6 protein-coding genes are annotated in these 12,474 nt (G+C 67.2%); 2 read left to right on the top strand and 4 right to left on the bottom strand.

Annotated elements, in window-relative coordinates:
• The first annotated feature begins 109 nt into the window (after nucleotides 1-109).
• Together PKO50_RS33260 and gabP are read left to right on the top strand one after the other, a co-directional pair.
• On the top strand, nucleotides 110-1,432 hold the full coding sequence (locus PKO50_RS33260) for an MFS transporter (protein WP_275628376.1): 1,323 nt from the start codon (nucleotides 110-112) through the stop codon (nucleotides 1,430-1,432).
• Nucleotides 1,433-1,693: 261 nt separating this feature from the next.
• Nucleotides 1,694-3,088, top strand: a complete 1,395-nt coding sequence (gene gabP / locus PKO50_RS33255; protein WP_275628375.1) for a GABA permease — start codon at nucleotides 1,694-1,696, stop codon at nucleotides 3,086-3,088.
• Between the two features lie 236 nt (nucleotides 3,089-3,324).
• On the opposite strand, the gene hemE is transcribed toward gabP, so the two are convergent.
• The 4 genes from hemE to PKO50_RS33235 form a co-directional block, all read right to left on the bottom strand.
• Nucleotides 3,325-4,389: a uroporphyrinogen decarboxylase gene (gene hemE / locus PKO50_RS33250; protein ID WP_109933148.1), complete on the bottom strand. Its 1,065-nt coding sequence runs from the start codon at nucleotides 4,387-4,389 to the stop codon at nucleotides 3,325-3,327.
• Between the two features lie 200 nt (nucleotides 4,390-4,589).
• Nucleotides 4,590-6,008 (bottom strand): FAD-dependent oxidoreductase, encoded by a 1,419-nt coding sequence (locus tag PKO50_RS33245; protein ID WP_109933147.1) that lies wholly within the window; start codon nucleotides 6,006-6,008, stop codon nucleotides 4,590-4,592.
• 110 nt (nucleotides 6,009-6,118) lie between these two features.
• On the bottom strand, nucleotides 6,119-10,564 hold the full coding sequence (gene gltB, locus PKO50_RS33240; protein WP_275628374.1) for a glutamate synthase large subunit: 4,446 nt from the start codon (nucleotides 10,562-10,564) through the stop codon (nucleotides 6,119-6,121).
• Between the two features lie 220 nt (nucleotides 10,565-10,784).
• Entirely contained in the window at nucleotides 10,785-12,470 is a 1,686-nt protein-coding gene (locus tag PKO50_RS33235; protein WP_275628373.1) for an AAA family ATPase, read from the bottom strand.
• Nucleotides 12,471-12,474 lie beyond the last annotated feature (4 nt).

The raw sequence follows: 12,474 nt of genomic DNA, 5'->3' as shown, positions 1-12,474 counted from the left end.
ATCCTTGTCACATAAGCCCAACAACGACTTTCCACTTTCTGCCAGCCTGGCTGCGCGGGCCGTATTCGCTCGCCGCGAGGCGCACCCCTTCCCAGAATCGAGGTGAGTTGTGAGTCACTCTGCCGTGCGGGCTTCGTCGGATTCCGAACCCGCCTTGCTGCAGGCCGCCGAAGCGGCCAACCAGGCGCTGGCCGGCGCCGTGAACGACATCGAGAGCTACATCGAGAAAGGCACCCCGGCCTTTATGCGCACCTCGCTTGCGCTGTTCTCCGGCGGCTTCGCCACCTTCGCCCTGCTCTACTGCGTGCAGCCGATGATGCCGGTGCTGTCGCAGACCTTCGCCCTGTCCGCCGCCCAGAGCAGCCTGGTGCTGTCCATCGCGACCATCATGATGGCCCTCGGCCTGCTGGTCACCGGGCCGATTTCCGACGCCATCGGGCGCAAGCCGATCATGGTCGCCTCGCTGGCCTTCGCCGCCCTCTTCACCCTGGCCAGCGCGGTGATGCCCACCTGGCACGGGGTGCTGGCCATGCGCGCGCTGGTCGGCCTGTCGCTCAGCGGCCTGGCCGCGGTGGGCATGACCTACCTGAGCGAGGAAATCCACCCGCAGCACATCGGCCTGTCCATGGGGCTGTACATCGGCGGCAACGCCATCGGCGGCATGAGCGGCCGGCTGATCACCGGGGTGCTGGTGGACTTCGTGTCCTGGCACGCCGCCATCGCCATCCTCGGCGGCCTGGCGCTGCTCGCCGCCGTGGTGTTCTGGCGCATCCTCCCGGAATCGCGCAACTTCCGCCCCACGCCGCTGAACCTCCGGCAACTGGCCGACGGCTTCGCCTCGCACCTGCGCGATGCCGGCCTGCCCTGGCTGTTCCTCGAGGGCTTCCTGCTGATGGGCGCCTTCGTCACCCTGTTCAACTACATCGGCTACCGCCTGCTGGCCGACCCCTACCACCTGAGCCAGGCCGTGGTCGGCGTACTCTCGCTGGTGTACCTGGTGGGCATCTACAGCTCCGCCTGGGTCGGCTCGCTGGCCGACCGCCTGGGCCGGCGCAAGGTGCTCTGGGCGGTGATAGTGCTGATGCTCAGCGGCCTGCTGCTGACCCTGCTGCCGACGCTGCCGCTGATAGTCGCGGGCATGCTGCTGTTCACCTTCGGCTTCTTCGCCGCGCACTCGGTGGCCAGCAGCTGGATCGGCCGCCGCGCGCTGAAGGCCAAGGGCCAGGCCTCGTCGCTGTACCTGTTCAGCTACTACCTGGGCTCCAGCGTGGCCGGTACCACCGGCGGGGTGTTCTGGCACCACTTCGGCTGGACCGGCGTGGGCCTGTTCATCGCCGCGCTGCTGGCGGTCGCCGTGCTGGTGGCCCTGCACCTGGCGCGCCTGGCAATGTTACCGCGCACCCTTCCCGCTTTGAGCGCCTCGCACAATTGAGTATTTTCTACACACTCAATTGAAGTCATGTCGGCGACGGATATGCCAGTGTCGCCTCCAGATATGACATACCTGTGAACGCAACGCCTCTAGCCTGGGGCGTTGTGGCGCTTCTACCCAGAAATTTCGCGCCTACGACCAAGGTCGTAACAAAATATGGCGCACATCTTGCGTTCAGGAAAAGGAACACCTCGTTGGATTATCAAAACGGCTTCGGCTGCGCAGGACGCATTTCCTTCCTTTTCTCGCTGTAGGTAACGCATGAGCAGTACCCCATCCGCCGGTCTGGCCCAGGGCCTGAAGAACCGCCACGTCACCATGCTGTCCATCGCCGGGGCCATCGGCGCCGGCCTCTTCGTCGGCTCCGGCCACGCCATCGCCGAAGCCGGCCCGGGCGTCATGGTCTCCTACCTGGTCGCCGGCCTGCTGGTGGTCCTGGTCATGCGCATGCTGGCCGAAATGGCCGTCGCGCAGCCGGACAGCGGCTCCTTCTCCACCTACGCCGACCGCGCCATCGGCCACTGGGCCGGTTTCACCATCGGCTGGCTGTACTGGTGGTTCTGGGTGCTGGTGATCCCGCTGGAGGCCAACGCCGCCGCGGCCATCATCCACGCCTGGTTCCCCGGCGCGCCGGTCTGGGTGCTGGCCTTCGTGATCACCTCGGCACTGACCGTGACCAACCTGTTCAGCGTGAAGAACTACGGCGAGTTCGAGTTCTGGCTGGCGCTGATCAAGGTCGGCTCGATCATCGCCTTCCTGGTCCTGGGCTGCGCGGCCATCTTCGGCTTCTCGCTGAACACCGAGGTCAGCGGCATCAGCCACCTGTACGCCGAGGGCGGCTTCATTCCCAAGGGTTGGGGCGCCGTGCTGGCCGCCCTGCTGACCACCATGTTCTCGTTCATGGGCTCGGAGATCGTCACCATCGCCGCCACCGAGTCCAAGGACCCGGCGCAGCAGATCACCCGCGCCACCAACTCGGTGATCTGGCGTATTGCCCTGTTCTACCTGCTGTCGATCCTGATCGTGGTCTGCCTGGTGCCGTGGAACGACCCGCGCCTGGTGAGCATGGGCTCCTACCAGACCGTGCTGGACCAGCTGCACGTGCCCTACGCCAAGCTGATCGTCGACATCATCGTCCTGGTCTCGGTGACCAGCTGCCTGAACTCGGCGCTCTACACCGCCTCGCGGATGATGTACTCGCTGAGCAAGCGCGGCGACGCCCCGCGCATCGCCCAGGTGACCAGCGCCAGCCGCACCCCGGTGTACGCGGTACTGCTGTCCACCGCCATGGCCTTCCTGTGCACCTTCGCCAACTACCTGGCCCCGGCCGAAGTGTTCAACTTCCTGCTGGCCAGCTCCGGCGCCATCGCCCTGCTGGTGTACCTGGTGATCGCCATCTCGCAGCTAAACATGCGCAAGAAGCTGCTCGCCCAGGGCCACCAGCTGACGCTGAAGATGTGGCTGTTCCCCTGGCTGACCTGGGCGGTGATCCTGTTCATCGGCGCCGCGCTGGTGATCATGATGATCCGCCCGGACCACCGCATGGAGGTGGTCGCCACCGCCCTGCTGACCATAGTGGTGGTGTGCTCCGGCCTGCTGGTGTCGAACCGCCGCAAGGCCCAGCGCGCCGCCGGTATCGTCGCCGACGCCGCCTGAGCCATCGCGCCCATGAAAAAGCCCCGCCGATGGCGGGGCCTTTTCGTTGGGTGCATGTTTCGTAGGAGCGCGCCCTGCGCGCGAATCGCGGGCAGGGCCCGCTCCTACAGATTGGCAGCGAATTTCCCGCCCGGCCCGTAGGGCGCATAACGCCTACGGCGTTATCCGCCGCCATCCCCGGGCACCGATGCTCCGGCCGGCGGCGGATAACCGCGAACGGTTATTCGCCCTACGCGTCAGTGATACTGCGCCGACAGTTCGTGCACTGCCTCGAAGAAGGCGCCGGCATGGGCCGGGTCGACTTCCGGGGTGATGCCGTGGCCGAGGTTGAACACGTGGCCGCTGCCCTGGCCGTAGGCGCCGAGGATGCGCGCCACCTCGCGGCGGATGGCTTCCGGGTTGGCATAGAGCACCGACGGGTCCATGTTGCCCTGCAGTGCCACCTTGTCGCCGACACGGGCGCGGGCACTGCCGATGTCGCAGGTCCAGTCCAGGCCCAGGGCCTCGGCGCCGACCTCGGCCATGGACTCCAGCCACAGGCCGCCGCCCTTGGTGAAGAGGATCACCGGCACCTGGCGGCCGTCGTGCTCGCGGACCAAGCCGTCGACGATCTTCTTCATGTAGGCCAGGGAGAACTCCTGGTAGGCCGCCGACGACAGGCTGCCGCCCCAGGAGTCGAAGATCTGCACGGCCTGGGCGCCGGCGCGGATCTGCCCGTTGAGGTAGCTGGTCACCGACTGCGCCAGCTTGTCGAGCAGCGCGTGCATGGCCTGCGGGTTGTCGTAGAGCATCGCCTTGGACTTGCGGAAGTCCTTGCTGGAGCCGCCCTCGACCATGTAGGTGGCCAGGGTCCAGGGGCTGCCGGAGAAACCGATCAGCGGCACCCGGCCGTTCAGCTCGCGGCGGATGGTGCGCACTGCGTCCATGACGTAGCCCAGGTCCTTCTCCGGGTCGGGGATAGGCAGCGCCTCGATGTCCGCCAGGCTGGAGACCACCTTCCTGAAGCGCGGACCTTCGCCGGTCTCGAAGTACAGGCCCTGGCCCATGGCGTCGGGGATGGTGAGGATGTCGGAGAAGAGGATCGCCGCGTCCAGCTGCGGGTAGCGGTCCAGCGGCTGCAGGGTCACCTCGCAGGCCAGCTGCGGGTTCATGCACAGGCTCATGAAGTCCCCGGCCTTGGCGCGGGTGGCGCGGTATTCCGGGAGATAGCGGCCGGCCTGGCGCATCATCCACACGGGGGTGACGTCGACGGGCTGCTTGAGCAGGGCACGGAGGAAGCGATCGTTCTTCAGGGCAGTCATGGCGGCATCCGGCAAAAAAGTGCGGGCATTTTCGCAAAGCCCAAAGCAAAAGGCACGGCGGGGGCCGTGCCTTTTGTCCATCGCGGCATTCTGCCGCAGCGCCATGTGCCTTTGCTTTTCGTAGGAGCGAGCTTGCTCGCGAACCCTGGCCCCGCTGCGGGGTTTGTTCGCGAGCAAGCTCGCTCCTACAAAAGCAGGTGTCAGACGCCGAGGTAATCGAGGATGCCTTCCGCCGCAGTGCGCCCTTCGAAGATCGCCGTCACCACCAGGTCGGAACCGCGGACCATGTCGCCGCCGGCGAAGATCTTCGGGTTGCTGGTCTGGTGCTTGAACTGCGCGGCGGCCGGGGCGATGACGCGGCCCTGGTTGTCGATCTCGACCTGGTGCTCGTCGAACCAGGGAGCCGGGCTCGGGCGGAAGCCGAAGGCGATCAGCACGGCTTCGGCCGGGATGATCTCCTCGGAGCCCGGGATCGGCTCGGGGCTGCGGCGGCCGCGGGCGTCCGGTTCGCCCAGACGGGTCTCGACCACCTTCACGCCTTCCACCTTGTCCTCGCCGACGATGGCGATGGGCTGGCGGTTGAAGAGGAACTTCACGCCCTCTTCCTTGGCGTTCTTCACCTCTTTGCGCGAGCCGGGCATGTTCGCCTCGTCGCGGCGGTAGGCGCAGGTCACGGCCTTGGCGCCCTGGCGGATCGAGGTGCGGTTGCAGTCCATCGCGGTGTCGCCACCACCCAGGACCACCACGCGCTTGCCCTTCATGTCGACGAAGTCCTCGGGGGACTTCTCGAAGCCCAGGTTGCGGTTCACGTTGGCGATCAGGAAGTCCAGCGCGTCGTGCACGCCGGGCAGGTCCTCGCCGGGGAAGCCGCCTTTCATGTAGGTGTAGGTACCCATGCCCATGAACACCGCGTCGAACTCGTCGAGCAGTTGCTGCATGGTCACGTCCTTGCCGATCTCGGTGTTCAGGCGGAACTCGATGCCCATGCCGGTGAAGACTTCACGACGGCGGCTGAGCACGGTCTTTTCCAGCTTGAACTCGGGGATGCCGAAGGTCAGCAGGCCGCCGATCTCCGGGTTCTTGTCGAACACCACCGGGGTCACGCCGTTGCGCACCAGCACGTCGGCGCAGCCCAGGCCGGCCGGGCCCGCGCCGATCACCGCGACGCGCTTGCCGGTGGGCTTGACCTTGGACATGTCCGGGCGCCAGCCCATGGCGAAGGCGGTGTCGGTGATGTACTTCTCCACCGAACCGATGGTCACCGCGCCGAAGCCGTCGTTGAGGGTGCAGGCCCCCTCGCAGAGGCGGTCCTGCGGGCACACCCGGCCGCAGACTTCCGGCAGGGTGTTGGTCTGGTGCGACAGCTCGGCGGCGGCCAGGATGTTGCCTTCGGAAACCAGCTTCAGCCAGTTGGGGATGAAGTTGTGTACCGGGCACTTCCACTCGCAGTACGGGTTGCCGCAGCCGAGGCAGCGGTGAGCCTGGTCGGCCGCCTGCTGCGGCTTGAACAGGTCGTAGATTTCCACGAACTCGCGCTTGCGCTGGCGCAGCAGTTTCTTCTTCGGATCCTTGCGCCCGACTTCGATGAACTGGAAGTCATTGTTGAGACGTTCAGACATTTCAAGACCTCATTTACAGCGGCCGCAGGCTTCAGGCTGCGGGCCGCAGGCAAACTACACGGTAAGGGCCAGGCCGGCCTGCAGCCTGTGGCCTGGCGCCTATAGCGGCTTCACTGCGGGTTGGCACGGGTGCTGGTCAGCAGGGAACCGAGGCTGGCGGCCTTCGGTTTCACCAGCCAGAACCGACGCAGGTAGTCGTCGAGGTTCTCCAGCAGGTTCGCACCCCACTCGCTCGCCGTTTCCTCGACATATTCCACCAGGACCTTGCGCAGGTGGCTGCGCTGGGCCTCCATCGACTCGCCGCTGATCCGCTGGATTTCCACCAGCTCATGGTTCACACGGTCGACGAAGGTGTTGTCCATGTCCAGGACATAGGCGAAGCCCCCGGTCATGCCGGAGCCGAAGTTGTAGCCGGTCTTGCCCAGTACGCAGACGAAACCGCCGGTCATGTATTCGCAGCAGTGGTCGCCAGTGCCTTCCACCACCGCGTGGGCGCCGGAGTTGCGCACGCCGAAGCGCTCGCCCGCGGTGCCGGCGGCGAACAGCTTGCCGCCGGTGGCGCCGTACAGGCAGGTGTTGCCGAGGATGGCCGACTCCTGGGTCTTGAACGGGCTGCCCTTGGGCGGGGTGACCACCAGCTTGCCGCCGGTCATGCCCTTGCCCACGTAGTCGTTGGCGTCGCCTTCCAGGTACAGGTGCAGGCCGCCGGCGTTCCACACGCCGAAGCTCTGCCCCGCGGTGCCCTTGAAGCGGAAGGTGATCGGCGCCTTGGCCATGCCCTGGTTGCCGTGGACCTTGGCGATCTCGCCGGACACGCGCGCGCCGATGGAACGGTCGCAGTTGCAGATGTCCAGCGCGTACTCGCCACCCTTGGCGCCTTCGATGGCGCCGCGGGCCAGCTCGACCATCTTCTCGGCCAGCAGGCCCTGGTCGAACGGCGGGTTCTTCTCCACTTCGCAGAACTGCGGCTTCTCGGCCGGGATCAGGTCGCTGCCCAGCAGCGGCGTGAGGTCGAGGTTGCCCTGCTTGGCGGTCTCGCCGGGCAGGATTTCCAGCAGGTCGGTGCGCCCGATCAGCTCGGCGAGGCTGCGCACGCCCAGCCTGGCCAGCCACTCGCGGGTCTCGCTGGCGATGAAGGTGAAGAAGTTCGTCACCATCTCGACGGTGCCGATGAAGTGGTCCTTGCGCAGCTTGTCGTTCTGGGTGGCCACGCCGGTGGCGCAGTTGTTCAGGTGGCAGATGCGCAGGTACTTGCAGCCCAGGGCGATCATCGGCGCGGTGCCGAAGCCGAAGCTCTCGGCGCCGAGGATGGCCGCCTTGATCACGTCCAGGCCGGTCTTCAGGCCACCGTCGGTCTGCACGCGGACCTTGCCGCGCAGGTCGTTGCCGCGCAGGGTCTGGTGCGCCTCGGCCAGGCCGAGCTCCCACGGGCTACCGGCGTACTTGATGGAGGTGATGGGCGAGGCGCCGGTACCACCGTCGTAGCCGGAGATGGTGATCAGGTCGGCATAGGCCTTGGCCACGCCGGCGGCGATGGTGCCCACGCCCGGCTCGGAGACCAGCTTCACCGACACCAGCGCCTGCGGGTTGACCTGCTTGAGGTCGAAGATCAGTTGCGCCAGGTCCTCGATGGAGTAGATGTCGTGGTGCGGCGGCGGAGAGATCAGGGTCACGCCGGGCACCGCATAGCGCAGGCGGGCGATCAGGCCGTTGACCTTGCCGCCGGGCAGCTGGCCGCCCTCGCCGGGCTTGGCGCCCTGGGCCACCTTGATCTGCAGGACCTCGGCGTTGACCAGGTATTCCGGGGTCACGCCGAAGCGGCCGGTGGCCACCTGCTTGATCTTCGAGCTCTTCAGCGTGCCGTAGCGCGCCGGGTCCTCGCCGCCCTCACCGGAGTTGGAACGCCCGCCAAGGCGGTTCATCGCCTCGGCCAGGGCCTCGTGGGCCTCCGGCGACAGCGCGCCGAGGGAGATGCCGGCGGCGTCGAAGCGCTTGAAGATCGACTCCAGCGGCTCGATCTCGTCGAGGCTCAGCGGCTGCTCGACGGGCTTCACCTGCAGCAGGTCGCGGAGCATCGACACCGGGCGCTTGTCCACCAGCGCGGTGTATTCCTTGAACTTCTCGTAGTCGCCCTGTTGCACGGCGGCCTGCAGGGTGTTGACCACGTCCGGGTTGTAGGCGTGGTACTCGCCGCCGTAGACGAACTTCAGCAGGCCGCCCTGCTGGATCGCCTTGCGGTTGTTCCAGGCCTCGCCGGCCAGCAGTTTCTGCTCGTTCTCGATGTCGAGGAAGCGCGCGCCCTGGATGCGGCTGGGCACGCCCGGGAAGCACAGGCCGGTGACCTCGTCGGACAGGCCGATCGCCTCGAACAGCTGGGCGCCGCGGTACGAAGCCACGGTGGAGATGCCCATCTTCGAGAGGATCTTCATCAGGCCCTTGGAGATGCCCTTGCGGTAGTACTTGAACACCTCGTAGAGGTCGCCCAGCACTTCACCGGTGCGGATCAGGTCGGCCAGCACCTCGTAGGCGAGGAACGGGTAGACCGCGGAGGCGCCGAAGCCCACCAGCACCGCGAAGTGGTGCGGGTCACGGGCGGTGGCGGTCTCCACCAGGATGTTGGAGTCGCAGCGCAGGCCGGTCTGCACCAGGCGATGGTGCACGGCGCCCACGGCCAGGGCCGCGTGCACCGGCAGCTTGCCGGGGGCGATGTGGCGGTCGGACAGCACCAGCAGCACCTTGCCGGCGCGCACGGCTTCCTCGGCCTGGTCGGCGATGTTGCGCACGGCCGCTTCCAGGCCGACGGTCTCGTCGTAGTTCAGGTCGATGTGGTGACGGTCGAAGCCCGGGCGCTCCAGGTTCATCAGGCTGCGCCACTTCGCCGGGGAGATCACCGGGGTGGTCAGGATGGCCTGGTTGGCGTGGTGCGGCGACTCTTCGAAGATGTTCTGCTCGACGCCCAGGCAGGTTTCCAGGGACATCACGATCGCCTCGCGCAGCGGGTCGATCGGCGGGTTGGTGACCTGGGCGAAGACCTGGCGGAAGTAGTCGTAGGGCGAGCGGATGCGCTTGGACAGCACCGCCATCGGGGTGTCGTCGCCCATCGAGCCGACCGCTTCCTGGCCCTGCTCGGCGAGCGGGCGCAGCACCTGGTCACGCTCCTCGAAGGTGACCTGGAACATCTTCATGTACTGCTTGAGCTGGTCGCTGTCGTAGCTGGCCACGCCCTGGTCGTCCTCCAGGGTCGCCTGGATGCGCAGCGCGCTCTGGCGCAACCACTGCTTGTAGGGGTGGCGCGACTTCAGGCGGTTGTCTATGTCCTCGGTCTGCAGCAGCTGGCCGGTCTCGGTGTCCACCGCGAGGATCTGCCCCGGGCCGACGCGGCCCTTGGCCAGCACGTCCTCGGCCTTGTAGTCCCACACGCCGATTTCCGAGGCCAGGGTGATGTAGCCGTTCCTGGTGGTGACCCAGCGCGCCGGGCGCAGGCCGTTGCGGTCGAGCAGGCACACGGCATAGCGGCCGTCGGTCAGCACCACGCCGGCGGGGCCGTCCCACGGCTCCATGTGCAGCGAGTTGAATTCATAGAACGCGCGCAGGTCGGCGTCCATGGTCTCGACGTTCTGCCAGGCCGGCGGAATGATCATGCGCAGGCCGCGGAACATGTCCATGCCGCCGGTGACCATCAGCTCGAGCATGTTGTCCATGCTGGAGGAGTCCGAACCCACGCGATTGACCAGCGGGCCCAGCTCGTCGAGGTTCGGCATGAACTCGTTGGTGAACTTGCTGCGCCGGGCCTGGGCCCAGTTGCGGTTGCCGGTGATGGTGTTGATCTCGCCGTTGTGCGCCAGCAGGCGGAACGGCTGGGCCAGCGGCCACTTCGGCAGGGTGTTGGTGGAGAAGCGCTGGTGGAAGACGCAGATGGCGGTCTTCAGGCGCTCGTCCGAGAGGTCCGGATAGAAGGCGGCGAGGTCCGCCGGCATCATCAGGCCCTTATAGATGATGGTCTTGTGCGAGAAGCTGCAGACGTAGTGGTCGGCATCCGCGGCGTTGGCCACCGAGGAACGGCGGCGGGCGCAGAACAGCTTCACGGCGAAGTCCTGGTCGGACAGGCCTTCGCCGCCGACGAACACCTGCTCGATCTGCGGCAGGCGCTCCAGGGCCAGGCGGCCGAGCACGCTGGTGTCGATCGGCACCTTGCGCCAGCCGACCAGTTGCAGGCCTTCGGCCTCGATCTCGCGGTTCATGTTCGCGCGAGCGGCCTCGGCCTTCACCGGGTCCTGGTTGAAGAAGACCATGCCCACCGCATACTGGGCGGGCAGGTCGGTCGCGAATTCGGCCTTGGCCACCGCACGCAGGAACTCGTCGGGCTTCTGGATCAGCAGCCCACAGCCGTCCCCGGTCTTCCCGTCCGCGTTGATCCCACCTCGGTGGGTCATGCAGGTCAGTGCTTCGATGGCGGTTTGCAGAAGTTCATGGCTTGGCTCGCCCTGCATATGGGCGATCAGGCCGAATCCGCAGTTATCCTTGAACGTCTCAGGATGGTACAGACCTGCTTTCATAGGGAACTCTCACCGGCAAAACTTTTTTAATTCAGCGACTTCGCCTGTCTTCTCGCTCAAGCGGCAAGTTTCCGACAGGCAAAGGGAGGCCATTGTACATAGGTAAAAGGCGCGTCACAAATTTTTGGCGAGGGGCTGAAACTGAATGTCGCATTCCTGAAAGAAAAAACCCGCCAGTCGTGCTTGTGACTGGCGGGTTTTCATTTTTGCGACAGTGCCGTCAGTGGGCGCCGGCGATTTCCTGCTGGATGCTGGCGAAGGTGCGCGGCCAGGGTTTGCCGCCCTGGGCCTTGGCCGACAGGCTCTTCACCGCGGCCTGGGCGGCGGCGCGGCTGGGGAAGCTGCCGTAGGTCACCACGTAGAACGGCTTGCCCTGCAGGGTCTTGCGGAAGTAGCGGTACTCGCCGCCACCCTGCTTGCTGATGTAGGCCTTGGCGCTGGCCTCGGAGCCGGTGCCCAGTACCTGCACAGCATAATTCCCCGCGGGCTGCGAGCGATACCACTGGCTGCCGGCACCACCGGCGGCGGCGCTGGCCTTGGCCGGGGCGGCGGCAGGCTTGCTCGGCGCCGCCTTGGCCACGGCCTTGGGCTCGGCCGGCTTGGCCGCGGGCTTGGCGACCGGCTTGACCGGCTCGGCCTTGGCCACCGGCTTGCTGGCCGGCGCCGGCACGGGAGCCGGCGCCGAAACCACCGGCTGCGCCGGAGCGCTCGCCACGCTCGGCGCCGGCGGCACCGGGTTCAGCGGTTGCGCCGCGCTCTTGCCGGCCAGCGGCGCGAGCGGCGGTGCGGAGGTGGTCACGGTCGGCGGCACGCCTGGCGCGGGCATGGCGCCCTCGTCGGCATCTTCCTGGCCACCGGCCTGGGCCATGGGCTCGCGGATCACCGGCTGGGCCTCGCCCACCAGCGGCAGCGGCACCGGCTGGTTGGAGCCGGCGAATTCCACCGAGGGGCCGGAACCCGAGGCCGGCGCCTGGGCGGCGCCCGGTTGCGCGGCGGAGCCCATCGGCAGTTGCGCGGAAGCCTGGGTGGCGGCGCTATCCGGCTTGCTGGTGCGGCCCTGCATGAACCAGGCGGCGACCACGCCGATGGCGACCACGCCGAGGATCAGCAGATGCTTCTTCGGCAGGCGCAGGCCGGCGCCGGGGGCAGCCTTGCGGGCACCACCACGGTCGGCCAGCATCGCCTCGATCAGGGCATCGCGGGCCACCTGGTTGATCGAGCCCGGCCAGCCGCCGGATTGCTCGTGGATGTCGGCCAGCAGGTCGTCGGAAATCAGCTCCGCGCCCTGGCCGGCGCCTTCCAGGCGCTGCGCCAGGTATTCGCGGGTCTCTTCCTCGCTGTAGGGCTGCAACTCGATGGCGTGGAAGCGTTCCTCGCCCTCGGACAGCGCCTCCAGCCGCGACAGCAGCTCGGGCTCGCCGAACAGGAACACGTGCAGGCGCGCCTCGCTGTTGCCGGCGGCCAGCAACAGCAGCACTTCGAGGGCGCCGTCGCGCAATTGCTCGGCATCGTCCACCAGCAGGTAGACGTCCTGCCCGGTGATCGCCAGCTGGGCGACCTTGGCCAGGATGGCCTCGATGCTCACCTGAGTGATGCCCAGGCCCTGGGCCAGCTGGCGCATCAGGGTGGCCTCGTCGGCCGCCGAGCGGCCGGAGATCACCACGCTGGACACCGCGTCCTTGTTGGTGCTGGCCACCAGGGCCTGGCGCAGCAGGGTCTTGCCGCTGCCCAGGGGACCGGTCACCGCCAGCAGCAGGTGGCTGTAGCGCGCCAGGTGGTGCAGTTGGCCCAGCACCGGCTTGCGCTGTGCCGGGAAGAACTTGAAGCCAGGAACCCGCGGAGCGAAGGGGTCGTGGCTGAACTGGTAGTGGGCCAGGAAGGCCTCATCGGCATGCAAGCTGGACATGGGA

The organism is Pseudomonas sp. 273, assembly GCF_029201425.1.
GTDB classification, from domain to species: Bacteria; Pseudomonadota; Gammaproteobacteria; order Pseudomonadales; family Pseudomonadaceae; genus Pseudomonas; species Pseudomonas delhiensis.
Note: the sequence above shows the minus strand (reverse complement) of the source record. Positions and strands in the feature narration are given on the sequence as shown.

What these genes read in the sequence shown, in the direction of transcription:
- hemE (WP_109933148.1), bottom strand. Translation starts at nt 4,389, where the DNA reads ATGACTGCCCTGAAGAACGATCGCTTCCTCCGTGCCCTGCTCAAGCAG.
- gltB (WP_275628374.1), bottom strand. Translation starts at nt 10,564, where the DNA reads ATGAAAGCAGGTCTGTACCATCCTGAGACGTTCAAGGATAACTGCGGA.
- gabP (WP_275628375.1), top strand. Translation starts at nt 1,694, where the DNA reads ATGAGCAGTACCCCATCCGCCGGTCTGGCCCAGGGCCTGAAGAACCGC.
- PKO50_RS33245 (WP_109933147.1), bottom strand. Translation starts at nt 6,008, where the DNA reads ATGTCTGAACGTCTCAACAATGACTTCCAGTTCATCGAAGTCGGGCGC.
- PKO50_RS33235 (WP_275628373.1), bottom strand. Translation starts at nt 12,470, where the DNA reads ATGTCCAGCTTGCATGCCGATGAGGCCTTCCTGGCCCACTACCAGTTC.